General features: G+C 57.2%; 13 protein-coding genes. 6 read left to right on the forward strand and 7 right to left on the reverse strand.

Annotated features, from left to right (window positions below):
- Nucleotides 1-99: 99 nt before the first annotated feature.
- On the reverse strand, nt 100-489 hold the full coding sequence (locus ABRP31_RS15975) for a RidA family protein (protein WP_349969281.1): 390 nt from the start codon (nt 487-489) through the stop codon (nt 100-102).
- Between the two features lie 307 nt (nt 490-796).
- Between ABRP31_RS15975 and ABRP31_RS15980 the strand changes: the two genes are divergently transcribed.
- Nucleotides 797-1126: a DUF6388 family protein gene (locus tag ABRP31_RS15980; protein ID WP_087263921.1), complete on the forward strand. Its 330-nt coding sequence runs from the start codon at nt 797-799 to the stop codon at nt 1124-1126.
- Between the two features lie 100 nt (nt 1127-1226).
- Nucleotides 1227-1553, forward strand: coding sequence for a hypothetical protein (locus tag ABRP31_RS15985; RefSeq protein ID WP_087263919.1), 327 nt, complete (start codon nt 1227-1229; stop codon nt 1551-1553).
- A 75-nt stretch (nt 1554-1628) separates the two neighbouring features.
- On the opposite strand, the gene ABRP31_RS15990 is transcribed toward ABRP31_RS15985, so the two are convergent.
- Together ABRP31_RS15990 and ABRP31_RS15995 are read right to left on the reverse strand one after the other, a co-directional pair.
- Entirely contained in the window at nt 1629-1973 is a 345-nt protein-coding gene (locus tag ABRP31_RS15990) for a 2-oxoacid ferredoxin oxidoreductase (RefSeq protein ID WP_349969282.1), read from the reverse strand.
- A gap of 82 nt (nt 1974-2055) precedes the next feature.
- Entirely contained in the window at nt 2056-2499 is a 444-nt protein-coding gene (locus ABRP31_RS15995) for a hemerythrin domain-containing protein (protein WP_087263915.1), read from the reverse strand.
- Between the two features lie 333 nt (nt 2500-2832).
- Between ABRP31_RS15995 and ABRP31_RS16000 the strand changes: the two genes are divergently transcribed.
- Complete coding sequence (locus tag ABRP31_RS16000; protein ID WP_087263914.1) at nt 2833-4419, forward strand: ABC-F family ATPase; 1587 nt, start codon at nt 2833-2835, stop codon at nt 4417-4419.
- 210 nt (nt 4420-4629) lie between these two features.
- Here the strand turns inward: ABRP31_RS16000 and ABRP31_RS16005 are convergent, their stop codons facing one another.
- Entirely contained in the window at nt 4630-5757 is a 1128-nt protein-coding gene (locus tag ABRP31_RS16005) for a lactonase family protein (protein ID WP_349969283.1), read from the reverse strand.
- Nucleotides 5758-5929: 172 nt separating this feature from the next.
- Here ABRP31_RS16005 and ABRP31_RS16010 point away from each other — a divergent pair, with 172 nt between their 5' ends.
- From ABRP31_RS16010 to ABRP31_RS16020, 3 genes are all read left to right on the forward strand, one after another.
- Nucleotides 5930-7144, forward strand: coding sequence for an MFS transporter (locus ABRP31_RS16010; protein WP_349969284.1), 1215 nt, complete (start codon nt 5930-5932; stop codon nt 7142-7144).
- Between the two features lie 105 nt (nt 7145-7249).
- Nucleotides 7250-8008, forward strand: a complete 759-nt coding sequence (locus ABRP31_RS16015; protein WP_349969576.1) for an endonuclease/exonuclease/phosphatase family protein — start codon at nt 7250-7252, stop codon at nt 8006-8008.
- 280 nt (nt 8009-8288) lie between these two features.
- On the forward strand, nt 8289-10817 hold the full coding sequence (locus ABRP31_RS16020) for an autotransporter outer membrane beta-barrel domain-containing protein (protein ID WP_349969285.1): 2529 nt from the start codon (nt 8289-8291) through the stop codon (nt 10815-10817).
- Nucleotides 10818-10913: 96 nt separating this feature from the next.
- Here the strand turns inward: ABRP31_RS16020 and glgB are convergent, their stop codons facing one another.
- From glgB to ABRP31_RS16035, 3 genes are read right to left on the reverse strand one after another with little or no spacing between them, the layout of a single operon-like run.
- Nucleotides 10914-13145 (reverse strand): 1,4-alpha-glucan branching protein GlgB, encoded by a 2232-nt coding sequence (glgB, locus tag ABRP31_RS16025; protein ID WP_349969286.1) that lies wholly within the window; start codon nt 13143-13145, stop codon nt 10914-10916.
- Nucleotides 13145-16468: a maltose alpha-D-glucosyltransferase gene (gene treS / locus ABRP31_RS16030; protein ID WP_349969287.1), complete on the reverse strand. Its 3324-nt coding sequence runs from the start codon at nt 16466-16468 to the stop codon at nt 13145-13147. Before treS ends, glgB begins: the two co-directional genes overlap by 1 nt.
- Before the next feature lie 13 nt (nt 16469-16481).
- Entirely contained in the window at nt 16482-18509 is a 2028-nt protein-coding gene (locus ABRP31_RS16035; protein ID WP_087263906.1) for an alpha-1,4-glucan--maltose-1-phosphate maltosyltransferase, read from the reverse strand.
- Nucleotides 18510-18658: the final 149 nt, after the last annotated feature.

Here is an 18658-nt window from a genome sequence, read left to right on the forward strand (position 1 = left end):
AGGCAGCGATGGCGGTCGTCTGATACACCGCTATCGCGGCCTCGCAGTGCTCGTGCGCTCCTACAGGTCAACTGCTTGCCGTGAAACAACGCGTCCCGGTCAGACTTTTTTCTTGTACGCCACGCAATCGATCTCGACCTTGCAGTCAACCATCATGCTGGCCTGCACGCAGGCACGAGCCGGAGCGTGTTCGGGCTTGAAGTATTCGCCAAACACTTTATTGAAACTCCAGAAATCCCGTGGATCTTCCAGCCAGACGCCAACCCGGACCACGTCCTCCAGGCCATAACCAGCTTCAGTAAGGATCGCGACCAGGTTTTGCAGGGTCTTGTGAGTTTGCTCAACGATGCCGCCCACAATAATCTCGCCGTTTTCTGCGGGCACCTGACCCGACACATGGAGCCAACCGTCGGCTTCAACAGCGCGAGCGAAAGGACGCGGCTGACCGCCACCGGCAACGCTACCTGCGCCATAACGAGTGATGCTCATAAAGTGCTCCTGTAAAAGATACAACCTGAATTAAACCCAACCCTGCAGGAGCTCACCGAGGTTACGAGGCCAGCGATTGCGGTGTGTCAGACAAATTGCTATCGCTGGCCTCGTAACCTCGGTGAGCTCCTGCAGGGACCGCATCAGCTGGATGTAAGCACCCGCAATTCCACTATAGCGGAACATGATCTGAAATAGCGGAATATTCAGCCCGAGTGTGCCACAGCACTGGATGGAAAAAAACCAACGAGTATCATCAGTGATGGTCTGTCCTATGACATGACCGGAAATACACTTTGGAGATCCAATGGCTACAGCAGAGCATCCGCATCAATTGGCACTGGAGACTTTCCTGGCCCAGCGCCCCGAACTGCAGCAGGAACTGGATAAACTCAACCCGCTAGCCGCTCAAGCTGCCGGACTGAGCAAGGAGCAATATCGCGAAGAGCGTTTGCATGAAGCCTTTGAGGCACAGGCAGAGCTTCAAGGGTTGTTTGCCTGGGAGCTGACACTGCAACTGACCGCTGCGAGCCCTGAGGAATATGAAAGTCAGCGGCGTGAAGTGCACAAGGAAGTGGCGCAGATGGCGGGTATGGACTGGGTGGAATATTGCGAGCTGAACAAACTGGTGCCATGACCTGGCGAAGTGCGGCATGACCGTTCGTCGCCACCCATGGCACTCTTGCAAGGGGTTGGCTGACCAATATCAGGTATCGCTCATAAATTGGAGACGTACCATGATGAAGTCAAAGACGACTAACTTTTTGCTTGCAGGCCTGCTTTCACTTTCGTTTGGTTCCGCGTTCGCAGCTTCATCCAGCACGGGTCCGGTAAAGCCTGAAACTGGCGGCGTTCAAAGCGGCTCGGCAGTGCCACCAGGCACTCATCCAGCCCCACCATCGGGCAGCACCAAAGCTGACGCTACTGGCCGCGCCTCTGATTCAGGTGCAGGCAAGTCTGTTGACGGCGGCACCACAGGCAGCTCCGTTGGCAAGGCTGGCGGCCCTGGCAAGAACGGTCCTAACGGTACCGGTGGCGGCGCTGCAGGTTCCGACGACAATTGATCGTCAGCGAACATTAAAAAGCCCGGCTCTAGAGCCGGGCTTTTTAATACGTGTTAATGCGTGTCAAATCGATACTTAAAGGCAGGTCGCCAGCGCGGCGCCGCGACGCTCAGTCGCAGGATTGGAGGAAGGCGCGTAATACTGGATAGAACTCGCCCCACCTTGGGGCTGCACATCAACGAAGAATTCTGCACCCGTGTTGTAAATGGTGAAACCCTTCTCGCTGGACTGCATGAACGCGTCGGCTTCGGCCCCCATTAAAGCTTCGTCCTGCCAGGAATACTCGATGCACTGCGCAACCACCGCTGCAGTCTTCTGACTCGAATAGGTTTTGTACGGGCCATCATTTCTCGCCTGGTTGGACGGCGAGGTGCAACCCGCCAGAGCAGCCAGGGCGATTGCCGAGATCAGAAGCTTCATGACATTCCTTGAGAGCGAAAAGAGCCGAGTCTACACCGACGGGGAAGGCGCATGAACGAGACATGCGCCCTGCCCTGAGTTTTCACGCTTCGGTGAGTTGCTCTTCGTATTCCTTGACGTACTTGCCGGCCAGAGTCTGCTTCTGCTTCTCATCCAGCAACTTGCCCGCCATCTGAAAAAACTTCTGCTCTTCTTCCTTCAAGTGGTGGTGGACCTTCTCGGACAGCTTTTTGGCCGTGGCCAGCCACGCCGGGCTGGACATCTCGGTCTCGTCCAGCGTTTCCATCATCTCGTCCATCTCATGATGTTCCGAGATCGCGTGACGGCTCAGGTCGATACCGTTGTCGTGTTCCATCAGCGGAATATAAAAGAAGCGCTCTTCGGCGGTTTCGTGAGCCTGCAATTCGGCTTTCAACTGTTTGTAGGCCTCGACACGCTCGGCATTGTCACCACTGGTCTTGACCAAAATGTCGGCATAACCGCGCTGACGGTCATGACTTTCTCGCAAAGCTTCAAAAATATTCACGGGCTGTACTCCTGGACAGCTTCCGAATGTGGAAGCGATGGTTACTAGACATCTGCGTGAAAGCAGCAGTTCAGTCCGTGAGCGGAGCAAACTGGATCCTTGCTGATTGCCATACAACTGCCACTCACTCTATGCGACAATGCGCGCCAAATTCGGCATGAATCCCGCATTCATTTCCAGTCATCCGACTCTTTATGTCGCAGATGCTGGCTAGATATGGCCCAAAGAATGGCCTCGGCCCGTGATAAAAATCGCCAGGGCAAAGACGGAAACGGGCATCAAATCGGTACCGGCTGCATCCAGCCAAATCCAAGTTATTGAAAGGTAAGGTAATTGATCTCCACAGCGAATATCACCATGCAGTTCGGCGCCAAGCCCTTGTTCGAGAACGTCTCGGTCAAGTTTGGTGCCGGTAACCGTTACGGCCTGATCGGCGCCAACGGCTGCGGTAAATCCACCTTCATGAAGATCCTGGGCGGCGATCTGGAGCCTTCTGGTGGGCAAGTGATGCTGGAGCCGAATGTGCGTCTGGGTAAACTGCGCCAGGACCAGTTCGCCTACGAAGAATTTACCGTGATCGATACAGTGATCATGGGTCACGAAGAGCTGTGGAAGGTCAAGGCAGAGCGTGACCGCATCTACTCGATGCCGGAAATGACCGAAGAAGACGGCATGGCCGTGGCCGAACTGGAAACCGAATTCGCGGAAATGGACGGCTACACCGCTGAATCGCGTGCCGGTGAGTTGCTGTTGGGCCTGGGTATCGGCATCGAACAGCACAACGGCCCGATGAGTGAAGTGTCGCCAGGCTGGAAGCTGCGCGTACTTCTGGCTCAGGCACTGTTCTCCGATCCTGAAGTGCTGTTGCTCGACGAACCGACCAACCACCTGGACATCAACACCATCCGCTGGCTTGAAAACATCCTGACCCAGCGCAACAGCCTGATGATCATCATCTCTCACGACCGTCACTTCCTGAACAGCGTGTGCACCCACATGGCTGACCTGGATTACGGCGAGTTGCGTCTGTTCCCGGGCAACTACGACGAGTACATGACCGTGGCGACCCAGTCCCGCGAGCAATTGCTGTCGGACAACGCCAAGAAGAAAGCACAGATTTCAGAGCTGCAATCCTTCGTCAGCCGCTTCTCTGCGAACGCCTCGAAAGCCAAACAGGCCACTTCCCGTGCCAAGGCGATCGACAAGATCCAGCTGGCCGAAGTCAAGCCATCGAGCCGTGTCAGCCCGTTCATCCGTTTCGAGCAGACCAAAAAGCTGCACCGTCAGGCGGTCATCGTCGAGCGCATGGCCAAAGGCTTCGACGGCAAGACACTGTTCAAGGATTTCAGCTTCCAGGTTGAAGCTGGCGAGCGCGTCGCGATCATCGGCCCTAACGGTATCGGCAAGACTACCCTGCTGCGCACGCTGGTCAACGAACTGACTCCGGACGCCGGTAGTGTCAAGTGGACCGACGCCGCGGAGCTGGGTTACTACGCTCAGGATCACGCTCACGACTTCGAAAACGACGTGACGCTGTTCGACTGGATGGGCCAGTGGACTCAGGGCGAGCAAATGATTCGCGGTACTTTGGGCCGGATGCTGTTCTCTAACGACGAGATCCAGAAATCGGTCAAAGTGATCTCCGGTGGTGAGCAAGGTCGCATGCTGTTCGGCAAGCTGATCCTGCAAAAGCCAAACGTGCTGATCATGGACGAACCGACCAACCACCTGGACATGGAGTCCATCGAAGCGCTGAACCTGGCGTTGGAAAACTACCCGGGCACGTTGATCTTCGTCAGCCACGACCGTGAGTTCGTATCCTCGCTGGCCACCCGTATTATCGAGCTGAGCCCGAACGGCGTGACCGACTTCAGCGGCACCTATGATGACTACCTGCGTAGCCAGGGTGTGGTGTTCTGATACGCCTGATCGATCTTTGAGCTCGCAAGACCGGTAGGAGCGAACTTGTTGGCGAGGCGGAGTGTAAGGCAGTAATGCCGTTACTGAATGCCCCCCTCGCGAACAAGTTCGCTCCTACCAAGGCCGCACTCCTGCTCAGAAATAGTCTACACAGTCTAAAACGCAAAAAGCCCGGTCATCTGACCGGGCTTTTTCATTTCCAGCTACGCGTTACTTGAGCTGCAGCACCTCGATCCACAATGCGCCCTTGCCGGACTCAGCGTCACTGACGCGCTTGAGCGCACCTTTATCGCCCACGCTATAAACACCCACTTTGTCGGCTTTTTCACCTGTTACCAGCAACCACTTGCCATTAGGTGAGAAGGCAATGTTGCGCGGCTGTTTCTCTTCCACCGGGTAGTTATCGAGAAAGGTCAGCGCGCCGGTTGCGCCATTCACAGCAAATGCCGATACGGAACTGGTGGTACGTTCAGTCATGAACAGCAGTTTGCCGTCTGGCGACAAGCGCAGGTCAGCCGCCCAGATACGGGGCGTCGGGTCGTCCTTGAGGTCGTTATTGCTCGCATCCCGCACTTCACCATGGGCCAGCTTCAAGCGCTCAGGGATACCGCTGACTTGTGCGACTTGAGTCAATGCCCCGGTCTCGTCGTGAATCGAGAACGCAGTGACGGTGCCGCTCATTTCGCCATCGACGAACAGGAACTTGCCGTCATTGGAGAACGCCAGATGCCGAGGTCCGGTTTTCGCCGGTACGCTGACAAAACCGCTGCCGATTGGCGTCAGTGCCCCCGTTTTTTCGTCCAGACGGTATTGCAGCACGTGGTCGGCGCCGAGGTTACCCGCGTAAGCAAAGCGGTTGCTCGGATCGGTGCGGACCGAGTGTGCGTGCGGGCCTGTTTTGTAGGTCTGGATTTTTTCCTCGGGCTTCTTCGCAGCGTCGATGGCCTGAACCGTAATGGCGTCAGCGCCATAAGAAGCGCCCATCAAAAAGCGGCCACTGCGATCCGTGGACAGGTAAGCCAGGCTCTCGGCCAACGGGCCTCGGGACAGCTCAGTCAAGTGCCCACTTTTGGGATCGATGCTGAAGCCCAGCACCTGGAAAGGTTTGACCCGCAAAGCGGCATACAGGACTTTACCGTCCGGACTGATAGCCATCGGGTTGACCATATCCCCCGCTTTTGTCTGCTCTACCAGGCTCAGCTTGCCGTTCGTTTCATCAAGGCTGTACTGGGAAATCAGTCCGTCAACAGGGCTGGAAATATAAGCGAAAGTGGAGGCATTGGCGTTCATGCTTAACCCGCAGACAACGGCCGCAGCCATGAGAAGAGGTTTGCTCACAGGAGATCCTTTGTTTTTATGATTGTGGTCAGTCATCCTATGACCACTTCTTAATTCCGGCAAATACTGTTTTACAAATTGTTGCATGCTTACATCGTTAGCATGCTTTCATTTGTCAGCCAGCAAGGCCATGATGTGGCCACTCCCAACCGCCTGCCAGCGAAAGAGCCCAATGTCTGTTGCTACCCCGCCCCCGCCTGCTGCACAGCCCAGCTCCATCACGGTCACCCTGCAGATCGTGTCAGTGGTGTTCTACACCTTCGTTGCCTTCCTCTGCATCGGCCTGCCAATTGCAGTGCTGCCAGGGTACGTCCATGACCAGTTAGGTTTCAGTGCAGTCATCGCAGGTCTGACCATCGGCTCGCAATACCTGGCGACCCTGCTCAGTCGGCCGATTGCAGGGAAGATCTGTGACACCATCGGCACCCGGCTGGCGGTGGTTTATGGCATGTCCGGTATCGCAATCAGCGGCGTATTGACCTTCGCCGCCGCCATGCTCGAGCGCCTGCCCGAGGTCAGCCTGACCATTCTGATTGTCTCGCGACTGTTCCTGGGCGTATCCCAAGGACTGATCGGCGTGGGCAGCATCAGTTGGTGCATCGGCAAGGTTGGCCCGGAGCATACGGCCCGCGCGATTTCATGGAACGGTATTGCCTCCTATGGCGCCATCGCTATCGGCGCGCCATTGGGCTACCTCATGAGTCATGAATTTGGTTTCTTCACCCTCGGTATCGCATTGACGGTGATGGCTTCCCTGTCACTGCTGGTCATCCGTAAACAAACGGCGCCACCGGTGATCAAGGGCGAACGTCTGCCGTTCTGGTCAGTGTTTGGCCGGATAGCGCCCTTTGGTCTGAGCCTCACACTGGCGTCAATCGGCTACGGGACGATGACCACGTTCATTACCCTGTTCTACGTCAGCCGTGGGTGGGAAGGTGCGGCCTGGTGCCTGAGCGTCTTCGGTGTATGTTTTATTGCCGCGCGCCTGCTGTTCATTGGCGCGATCAATCGTCTTGGCGGCTTTACCTCGGCGATTCTGTGCATGGCGGTAGAAACGCTGGGTCTGGTCCTGTTGTGGGTGGCTCCCAATACCACCGTTGCGTTGACCGGCGCCGGGCTAACCGGCCTGGGGCTGTCGCTGGTATATCCAGCGCTGGGTGTCGAAGCGATCAAGCAGGTGCCGTCCAGCAGCCGCAGTGCAGGCCTGAGTGCCTACGCGGTTTTCTTCGATCTGGCGCTGGCCATCGCCGGACCGATCATGGGCGCGATTGCCCTGGGGTTAGGCTATTCGTGGATTTTCTTCTTTGCTTCGCTGCTGTCAATTGGCGGCCTGGGCCTGACGGTACTGCTGTCTCGCCGTGCGAAGGCTCAGGTTAGCGGGGCATAAAAAAGATGAACTGGCGCACCATGCGCCAGTCCGATCTACATACCCGTTCATAGGAGCATCCGCGTGCCACCCGATCCAGCTGGCGTAACTGCCGACGTAGTGGACATGACCGATATCCCCGATATCCATCGCTTGCGCGTGCTGACGGTGAATACCCACAAAGGCTTCACTGCGCTCAATCGACGTTTCATCCTCCCCGAGCTACGCGAGGCCGTGCGCAGCACGAGCGCTGACCTGGTGTTTCTTCAGGAAGTGCTGGGCAGTCATGAACGTCACGCCTCGCGACACGCTGACTGGCCAGAGACTTCGCACTATGAATTCCTCGCCGACAGCATGTGGAGCGACTTCGCCTATGGCCGTAACGCGGTGTATCCCGATGGCCACCACGGCAACGCAATTCTCTCCAAATACCCGATCCTGCAGCACCGCAATCTGGATATTTCCATCACCGGCCCTGAGCGTCGTGGCTTGCTGCATTGCGTGCTACAAGTGCCTGGTCACGATGAGGTTCACGCGATTTGCGTGCACCTGAGCCTGCTGGAAAGTCACCGACAGTTGCAGCTCGACCTGCTCTGCAAATTGCTGGACTCCTTGCCCAGCCACGCACCCGTGATCATCGCGGGAGATTTCAACGACTGGCAACTGCGCGGCAACAAGCGTCTGGCCCGTTGTGAATACCTGCATGAAGCGTTCGAGCGTCATCACGGTGCGCTGGCCAAATCCTATCCGGCACGCTTCCCGATGCTGCGTCTGGACCGGGTTTATCTGCGTAACGCGACCAGTCATGAGCCGCGGATTCTGGGCAACAAGCCTTGGACACACCTCTCTGACCACCTGCCTTTAGCGGTTGAAGTTCACCTTTAATAGCCGTTGCGCATAAAAATCCTCGATATCTGCCTGCGGTCGGTCAACTTCTTGACGGACCTCAGGTTGTCTCCTTAACTTCTATTGTTACTGCTTGAAATGATTGCTTATTGAAAGTGATCAGGATCCCGGGCGACCGCCTTTGGTCGCTCGGCTACAGCGCGGTTGCCGGCATTGAAGAAGCAGTGAAAGCCTCCCTGACCCCGCAGCAGGGAGCGCGGTCGTGAGAAAAATATCGTTTCGTAACGGTGCAGTTTGCTGCACCGGTATAGCCTTGGTAATGGCAACCACCCTCCTCCCCGTATCGACCCAAGCGGCTTGTGACCTCAACTCCACCATCGGCTCTGACATCCAGACTTGCGACAGCGGCAGCAGTGGCCCGCTGACCAATCCTGGCGGCGACAACACGCTTGTTTTCCCTGTTGGGGGCACGGGTTCAATTATCGGCAACGTTTCATTCGGTGCCGGTGAGGACCGTATCGAAATGAATTCCGGCAGCATCGTTGGCGACTTCAATCAGGGCGCCGGGGTCGATACCTTCCGTATCACGGCAGGGACTATCACCGGTGACGTGAATCAGAGCTTTGACCCCGATGATTTCTTCATGAGTGGCGGGACAATGCGTTCGCTGACTCAAGGCGACGGCCTGGACACTTTCCTGATGACTGGCGGCACGATCAGCAACGCATTCGAAGACGGTGATATTGCACGCATGACGGGCGGCACCATCGGCCGGGTCGATATGAAACTGGATAACAACCTGTTTGATATGTCGGGCGGCACGATCATCAATAATCTGGTCGCTGGCTTTGGCCGGGACACGGTCATCTTGTCCGGAGGGAGCATTGGCGGGGTTATCAGCGTCAGCGGTGGGGACGACAGCATTACGGTCTCCGGCGGCGAGGTCAAAGGAGGGATACGCGCCAGCTTCGGCAACGATACTTTCAACTGGCGCAACGCTGGTTTTGTCACAGGTACGGTGTTGATGGCGGACGGCAATGACCGCGCCTTCCTGACCAATCTTAGCGAATCATCACTGGGACCCAACCCGCTGCTTGATGGTGGCGCTGGCACCGACCTGCTCACGTTCGATGCGGTCAGCACATCGGTCCCGGCTCGCTACGCCAATTGGGAGACGGTGAACCTGGGCAACGGAAGCCTTTTGGACCTTGACGGCGAAATGGTGCTCGGCGATACCGCTAGCGGTACCGGCGCGATGAATGTCGACGCCAGCAGTACGCTGACATCGGAATCCGGTCGTGTCCGCCCGTTCACCGCGGGACAATCAGTAACACTGAACAATGCGGGTACGCTGGACTTGAGCCGCAATGGCAGCGCAACTGACACCCTCACGATCAACGGCAACTACGCCGCTAACAATGGACGACTGCTGCTGCAATCGATACTGGGTGAAGACTCATCGCCAAGCGACAAACTGGTGGTCTCTCAGGGCACACTGTCGGGCACGACACACATCAATGTCACTAACCTGAGCGGTCTAGGCGCTGCAACTGGGCAGAACGGTATTCAGGTCGTGGAGGCCAATAACGGCGCCACCAGTGAAAACACTGCGTTTACGCTGGGCAACTCACTATCGGTCGGCGCTTACGACTATTACCTGTTCAAAGGCGGCGCTACAGCGGGATCGGAAAACAGCTGGTTCCTGCGCTCGACCGTGCTGGCGCCTCCTCTCGTACTGGCTGTCCCTGACCCAGAAACAACGACTTTGCCCGCCAGTCCAGGCGTCCCGACACCGCCGACAACAGCCCCTTCGCAACCTGCGGCGCTTGCGCCAGTCGCAGCCATCGGCACCCCGCCGCTACCGTCAGCAATTGCCGGTGCAGCACCGATTCCCCTCTATCGCCTGGAAGTCCCCAACTATGCGGTAGTGCCTCCCGCAGCAGCGGTGCTGACGCTGATGTCGCTGGGCACTTTCCACGACCGTCAGGGTGAGCAGAGTCTGTTAACAGAATCAGGTTGGGCGCCAACTGGCTGGGCGCGGGTATTTGGCAGCAATGCCAAACAGAGCTGGTCCGGTACAGTTGATCTGAGCCTTGACGCCTCGCTCAAGGGCTATCAAGTCGGCCACGACCTGTATGCGGCGCAACACGACAACGACCTGATACAACGCGCGGGCCTGTTTGCCGGGCATAGTCGTCTCGACGGGGACGTGGAGGGCTTCGCGGGCGGGTTTCATGACCGTAAAACCGGCAAGCTGAAACTCGAAGGCGACAGCCTCGGGCTTTACTGGACACTGACCGCCCCCAAAGGCTGGTACGTCGATGCCGTCGCCATGGGCACCCGTCTGGATGGCTACAGCCGCTCTGATCGAGGCGTTCGCATCGACACCGAAGGTCACGCGCTGACCTTGTCGGTCGAAGCCGGGTATCCGATTCCTCTAGCCGCTGATTGGGTTATCGAACCGCAAGCACAGGTAATCAATCAGCACATCAAGCTCGACAGCCAGAACGACGGCATATCCGATGTGTCCTTCGACTCCCAGACCCGGAATACGGCACGGCTAGGCGCGCGCCTCAAAGGTCGGTACAGCGTCAATGGTTTGCCCATCGAGCCGTATGTGCGCACCAACCTGTGGCACAACTTTGATGGCACAGACACCGTGACTTTCAATCACACCGACAAGATAAAGACCGAGCACCGCTCGACCTACGCCGACGCAGGTGCGGGCATCGTGGCCACGGTTTCGCCGGGGGTCAGCATCTATCTCAGCGCGGACTACAGCGGGAATCTGGATGATCAGGATTTGAGTGGGATGGCAGGAAATCTGGGGGTGCGGATGAGTTGGTGATGCGATCTAAAGTAAATCGCGTCCAGCCTTATCATCGGAATGCCGGGCTTGGTCTGAGCGGCATTCCGACGATGAGACTAGATGCAGTGGGCCGGCTTAACCCTCACTCGCCTTGGGCTTGAGAATCAAAACAGCCAACGGCGGCAGATTCAGTGCCAGCGACAACGGCTGCCCATGGCTCTTGACCTCATCGGCATGCACACCGCCGCCGTTACCCAGATTCGAACCTGCGTACATCTCGGCGTCGCTGTTTAGCAACTCGATCCAGTTGCCGCCAAACGGCACGCCTACGCGATATCCTTCGCGCGGTACCGGGGTCAGGTTAGCAATCACCAGCAAAGGTTCGCCCTCCTTGCTCCAGCGCATATAGGCAAACACGCTATTGGCGGCGTCGTCACCGATCAGCCACTGAAAGCCCATCGGCTCGGTATCACGCTCGTGCAGCGCTTTCTCTTCGCGATAAACCCGGTTGAGGTCGCTCACCAATTTTTTCACGCCGATATGTTCTGCGTATTGCAGCAAATACCAATCCAGTTGCTCGTCATGATTCCATTCACGCCACTGGCCGAACTCGCAGCCCATGAACAACAGCTTCTTGCCCGGATGGGTCCACATGAACGTCAGGTAAGCCCGCAAGTTGGCAAATTTCTGCCAGCGATCACCCGGCATTTTATCGATCAGCGAATGCTTGCCGTGAACCACTTCGTCGTGGGAGATCGGCAGGATGAATTTCTCCGACCAGGCATACATCAGGCCGAAACTCAGTTCGCTGTGGTGATGAGCACGATGAATCGGGTCCTGCTGCATGTAGTGCAGTGTGTCGTGCATCCAGCCCATGTTCCACTTGTAGGCAAAACCAAGCCCGCCTTGCTGCGTGGTCTGGCTGACACCTGGCCATGCCGTCGACTCTTCAGCGATGACGAGCGTGCCCGGTGCTTCCAGCGCGACCACGTCATTGAGATGGCGCAAGAAGTCGATTGCCTCAAGGTTTTCGCGACCGCCAAAGCGGTTCGGTACCCACTCCCCGGCTTTACGCGAATAGTCGCGATACAGCATCGAAGCCACAGCATCCACGCGCAGACCGTCAATGTGGTAATGCTTGAGCCAGTGCAACGCCGAGGCCAGCATAAAGCCGTGCACTTCGGTGCGGCCCAGGTTGTAAATCAGTGTGTCCCAGTCCTGATGGAAGCCTTCCTGCGGGTTGGCATATTCATACAATGCCGTACCGTCAAACTGCGCCAGACCGTGAGTATCGGTCGGAAAGTGCGCAGGTACCCAGTCGAGAATCACGCCGATCTCAGCCTGGTGGCAGGCATCGACGAATGCCGCAAAATCCTCGGGCGAGCCGTAGCGCGACGTCGGAGCAAATTGCGCCAGCAGTTGATAGCCCCAGGAACCACCAAACGGGTGCTCCATGATTGGCATCAATTCGATGTGGGTGAAACCCAGCTCTTTCACATACGGAATCAAACGGTCAGCCAGTTCACGCCAGTTGTACTGACGCCACTGGCCTTCGTCGTTCTGTTCCATCTGCCACGAACCAGCGTGCAGTTCGTAGATCGACAACGGCGCGTTGGTTGCGTGGCGGTCGCCTCGCGATTGCAGCCAGTCGTTGTCGTGCCATTCAAAATGCAGCGGTGCCGACACCTTGGAAGCGGTATCCGGTGGCAGAGTTGTCGCCAACGCCATCGGGTCAGACTTGAGCGGCAGAATCCCGTGAGCGCCGAGAATCTCGAACTTGTAGAGTTCGCCCGGCTGCAACCGGGGAACGAAAATTTCCCAGACCCCGGTAGGATGGCGCAAACGCATCGGATGACGGCGGCCGTCCCAATTGTTAAAGCTGCCGACCACTGAAACCCGGCGCGCGTTGGGTGCCCAGACGGAAAAGCGCACGCCCTGAATGCCTTCGGCCGTCGTCACTTGTGCACCGAGGCAACTGCTCAAATCGCGGTGATTACCCTCGGCAAACAGGTACAAGTCCATCTCGCCCAGTAACGGGCCGAAGCTGTAAGGGTCTTCAGTGATTTGCTCGCCGCCCGCCCAGTTGATTTTCAGCAGGTAAGGCTGAACGTCGGGAAAACGCCCGACAAAAAAACCGGGGACCTCGCTCATTTCCAGCGCACCCAGTTCACGCCCGCCTTCACGGGCAAGCACTGTCACGCTTAACGCCGCAGGCAGGTAAGCACGAATGATCTGCCCGTTGGCGCCATCGCCATGGGGGCCCAGTATCGAAAACGGATCACGGTGTTCGGCACGGATCAATGCATCCATGTCTACAGCGGCGGGCATCAATCGCGAGCCCGCGCCGGTTTTGTCAGGCGCATTCATCAAGATTCTCCATCAGACAGATTGAGCAGACCACGTAAACCTTGCAACGGCACGGACAACCAGGTCGGGCGGTTTTCAGCTTCGTAGACCACTTCATAAGCGGTTTTTTCCAGAGTGAACAGCTCAAGCGCCGCTTTTTCACCCTTGGTGTCTTTCCAGGCGTGGGCCAACCCGGCAGTCGCAGACCGGTAACCTTCGATAAACGCTTCACGGGCCTGGTTCAAATAAGTTTCAGCCACACGGCGACGCGCTTCACTGGCCTCAGGTGACGTATCGACACTTTGCGCGCTGCGCACTGCCATCGCCGCCGCGTAATCGAACGAGCGCAGTACGCCACTGACGTCCTTGAACGGGCTGTACTTGGCGCGTCGCTCCTGAACGGAGCGCGCCGGCTCACCTTCGAAGTCAATCAGATAGGCATCGCCTTTGACCACCAATACCTGACCGAGGTGCAGGTCGCCATGAACCCTGATCCGCAGCCCACCTACTGAACGTTTGGCCAACCCTTGCACGTGGGCCAGAACCTTCTTGCGGTTGGCCAGTAAATCACTGACCAGTTGCTGATCTACCGGTTCCAAAGCTGCTTTGTTCTGCTCCAGCAACTGCAGCGCGTGTTCCATTTGGGCGGTGACGCTTTTACCGAAGGCCTGGCTGTCCTTGACGCTGGTGACTTCCACTGCAAAATCCGGATTGTCGGTAGCGGCGGCAAGGACCTGATGCATTTCGCCCAGGCGTTTGCCGAGATTGCCCGCGAAGTCCTCCAGTTCCAGCAGCGCGTTGTAATGCTGCTCCTGTCCGGAAATACTGTGGGACATCTCGTCGCGAACGGCCCGCTCCAGATTGTTCTGGGTCCATTCCCACGCATCGCCCTGATTGCTCAGATAACCTTGGGCAATCATCAGCAAGTGATGCTGACCATCATTACCGACACGTACCACGGAACCCAACAACGGCGAGATGTATTTGTAACCCGCATTAGTCAGATAAGCGCCCATCTCCAGTTCAGGATGGATGCCCGGATTGACCCGGCGAATCATTTTCAGCACCAGGCTGCTGCCCACCACCACTGAGCTGTTCGACTGCTCGGCCGACAGGTAACGAACTTCCGACTCATTGCCCAGGCCCAGCGGCGGCAATTGAGACGTGTGCTCGAAACGCAGTTCCCCTTCGCTGCTAGGCAGCACATTTTGCACTTGCATACCGTGTACCACTGCGCGGATGAAGGTCTCCAGCGTAAATGCGTCGGTGACCAAACCCACCTGACGACCGCGACGCACACGAGCCAGAGCCAGTTGCTGAGGCAAGGCGCTGCTGATGTCATCCTCGGCCAGCATGCCAAACGGCAATTGGTAACGGGCATGATGATCGCCCGCCGTGACTTCGATTTCGCTCAGCAATACCGGATGTGCGGCATCGCCAAAGCGCACCGCATAAGCGATGTGGACCTTGTCGATGGCCTTGTCCTTGGCCGCAAACCAGCGACGTTTAGGCAGGTAGAGCGCCAGCGAATTCTGTTCCATCACCGTGCGCAGGGGTTCTTCGAGCAACTCTTCGAGGCGTTTTTTCAGGACCATAGTCGGGAAATCCGGGATGCTTTGCGCAGGCTCCACATGCCAGCTAGGCATCTGATTTTCTGCGGCAAGCAAGAACCAATAGAAGCCATAAGGCGGCAGCGTCAACAGGTAATTGAGCTGGCCAATGGGCGGGAATGCACTGCCGCCAAGCATTTCCACGGGCACCGTGCCCGCATAGGCTGACAGCTCAAGTTCGGCGGCCTGAGAGGCGCTGGACATGTTGGCAACGCACAGGATGATCTCGGTCTTGCCGTCAGGCCCGGTGTATTCCCGGGTATAAGCAAGAATCCGTCGGTTGCTCGGCGAGAGCATTTTCAGCACGCCGCGCCCGAACGCCTTCTGCTGCTTGCGCACGGCCAACATGCGCCGATTCCAGTTCAGCAGCGAATGCGGATCGTTGTTCTGGGTTTCCACGTTGACTGACTGAAAGCCGTACAGCGGATCCATGATCGGCGGCAGCACCAGACTTGCCGGATCAGCGCGCGAGAAACCGCCATTGCGGTCGATGGTCCACTGCATCGGCGTTCGCACCCCATCCCGGTCACCGAGATAGATGTTGTCGCCCATGCCAATCTCGTCGCCGTAGTACAACGTCGGCGTACCCGGCATCGACAAGAGCATGCTGTTGAGCAGCTCGACGCGGCGACGATCGCGTTGCACTAATGGCGCCAGACGTCGACGAATACCCAGATTGATTCGTGCGCGGCGGTCAGCAGCGTAGTAGTTCCACAAATAATCGCGCTCGCGATCGGTGACCATTTCCAGGGTCAGCTCATCGTGGTTGCGCAGGAAGATAGCCCACTGACAGTTAGCCGGAATCTCCGGGGTCTGCCGCAGGATATCAGTGATCGGAAAGCGGTCTTCCTGGGCCAGCGCCATGTACATGCGTGGCATCAACGGAAAGTGGAACGCCATATGGCACTCATCACCGTCATCGCCCTTTTTGTCACCGAAGTACAGCTGGGTGTCTTCCGGCCACTGGTTGGCCTCCGCCAGGAGCATGCGATCAGGATAGTTGGCGTCGATTTCCGCACGAATCTGTTTAAGCACCGTGTGGGTTTCAGGCAGATTTTCGTTGTTGGTGCCATCGCGTTCGATCAGGTACGGGATCGCATCCAGACGCAGGCCATCAATGCCCATGTCCAACCAGTAACGCATCACGTCCAGCACAGCTTCCATTACCAGCGGGTTATCGAAATTCAGATCCGGCTGGTGGGAATAGAAGCGGTGCCAGAAATACTGCTCAGCGACCGGATCCCAAGTCCAGTTGGACTTTTCGGTGTCGAGAAAAATAATCCGCGTACCGTCGTACTTGTCGTCGGTATCAGACCAGACGTAGAAATCCCGCGCCTTGGAACCCTTCTTGGCCTTACGAGCCTTCTGGAACCACGGGTGCTGATCCGAGGTGTGGTTGATCACCAGTTCGGTGATGACCCGCAAACCGCGTTTGTGCGCTTCGGCGATGAACTTCTTTGCATCCGCCATGGTGCCGTAGTCGCTGTGCACCCCTTTGTATTCGGCAATGTCATAACCATCATCACGACGTGGCGACGGGTAAAACGGCAGCAACCAGATGGTGTTTACACCCAGTTCGGCAATGTAATCCAGCTTGGAGATCAGACCAGGGAAGTCGCCGATGCCATCGTTATTGGAATCGAAGAACGATTTCACGTGGACCTGATAAATCACTGCATCCTTGTACCAGAGCGGGTCTTTAATGAAGGCCGCGCTCTTGGGTTTCTTTGCCATGATTCATTCCCTGTTAATTGGACTGGATACGCCAGATGCCGAAAGGCTGATACGCAGGATCAATACGCATGAACTGAGACTTTCCGTACCAGGTCCAGCGGTGTCCGGTCATCAAATCCTCGCCGGAGGTAGCCGCGTCATCTGGTAAACCCATTTCCCACAATGGCAATTCGAAATGCGCTTCCTGCGCATTGAATGGATCAAGGTTGACGGCAACCAGAACAAAGTTGCTGCCATCGGCGCTGCGCTTGCCGAAATACAGAATGTTGTCGTTCCAGGCCGTGTACAGCTTCAAGCCCAGATGGGTGTGCAACGCCGGATTCTGGCGGCGAATGCGATTGAGCTGCGCAATCTCGGCAATGATATTGCCCGGCGCGGTGTAATCCCGAGGGCGCAACTGGTACTTCTCGGAGTCCAGATATTCTTCCTTGCCCGGTACTGGCGCTGACTCACACAGTTCGAAGCCGGAATACATGCCCCACAACCCCGAACCCATGGTTGCCAGCGCAGCACGAATGAGGAATCCGGCGCGCCCGGACTCATGCAAGAAGTGCGGATTGATATCGGGTGTGTTGACGAAGAAGTTCGGCCGGTAGCAATCACGCCACGGAGCCTGATTAAGCTCGGTGAAGTACTGCGACAGCTCGGCCTTGGTGTTGCGCCAGGTGAAATAGGTGTAGCTCTGAGAGTAACCGACCTTGCCCAGCCGCGCCATCATCGCTGGTTTGGTGAAGGCTTCCGCAAGGAACATCACGTCCGGGTGCTGACTGCGAACGTCATCGATCATCCACTGCCAGAAAGGCAACGGTTTGGTGTGCGGGTTGTCGACCCGGAAAATCTTCACGCCCTCCTCGACCCAGCCCAGTACCACGTCGCGCAATTCCAGCCACAGGCCCGGAATCGCGTCTGGCGCATAAAAATCGACGTTAACGATGTCCTGATACTTTTTCGGCGGATTTTCCGCATAACGGATCGTGCCGTCCGGACGCCAGGTAAACCAGCCCGGATGTTCTTTGAGCCAAGGGTGATCCTGCGAACACTGAATCGCGAAATCGAGGGCGATTTCAAGACCATGCTCAGCGGCAGCGGCTACCAGATTGCGGAAGTCTTCACGGCTACCCAACTGCGGATGAATCGCGTCGTGGCCGCCGTCTTCACTGCCGATGGCATAAGGGCTGCCAGGATCATCCGGGCCAGCCGTCAGGGAGTTGTTAGGCCCTTTGCGATGGGCGCGGCCGATGGGATGAATCGGCGGGAAATACAACACGTCGAAGCCCATGTCGCGAATCGTCGGCAACCGGCTGTGCACGTCATTAAAGGTGCCGTGACGCTCGGGATCATCAGTGATCGAACGCGGGAACAGTTCGTACCAACTGGCAAATTGCGCCAACTCACGCTCTACATCGAGGGGGAACTCAATGCTGCGACTCAGGAACGCGTGGTTGTCGGCCTGACTCATCAGCCCCGACGTTTCGCTGTTCAGCAGCATCGCCACACGGGCTTCGGGCTCAGCCTTTTCAAGCTCGGCCAACACGCCAAGAATCTGTTCCTTGAGTTCGCCCGAGCTGCGCTCAGCAGCGTGTTCGAGGTGAATCCGGCCTTCAGTCAACTCCAGCTCGATCGAAACGCCTGCGCCGAACTTCTTCTCCAGCTCATAGCGATAGCTGGCGAACTGATCGATCCATGCTTCCAGCCGGAAAATGTAACGGCTAACAGCAGTCGGGGTGAACTCGCCTACCCAGCTGTCATTTCCCAACTCCTGCATAGGCGCGCTATGCCAGTTTTCTTCAGTCACCGAACGCCAGCGGATGTGCACGGCCAGCTTGTCATGACCGTCAGCAAACACCTTGCTGGTCACTGTGACGGGCTGGCCGATAATGCCTTTGACAGCAAACAAGCCACCCTCGATGACCGGAGTCGTGTCTTCAATCACGATGCGCGGCAATTGCAGGGCTTGAGTCAAAGGTAAAGGTCGAGTCGGGTTTGGAACATCACGGGCCAGGGAATCCGGGCCATACGGTTGATCAGCGGTCACATTCATCGAGCATCACTCCTCACGCCCCTGGGGGACGCTCCTGTGCAATCCATGCATTGACGATGGTCAGGCCGCCTTACCGCCGGCTACCTGAGCAAGAATTTTCTGGCGGCCACAGTCAATTGACTGAATCCGGCCTACTGGTTTCCGAGCGG

The organism is Pseudomonas caspiana (assembly GCF_040224095.2).
Classification (GTDB): domain Bacteria; phylum Pseudomonadota; class Gammaproteobacteria; order Pseudomonadales; family Pseudomonadaceae; genus Aquipseudomonas; species Aquipseudomonas caspiana.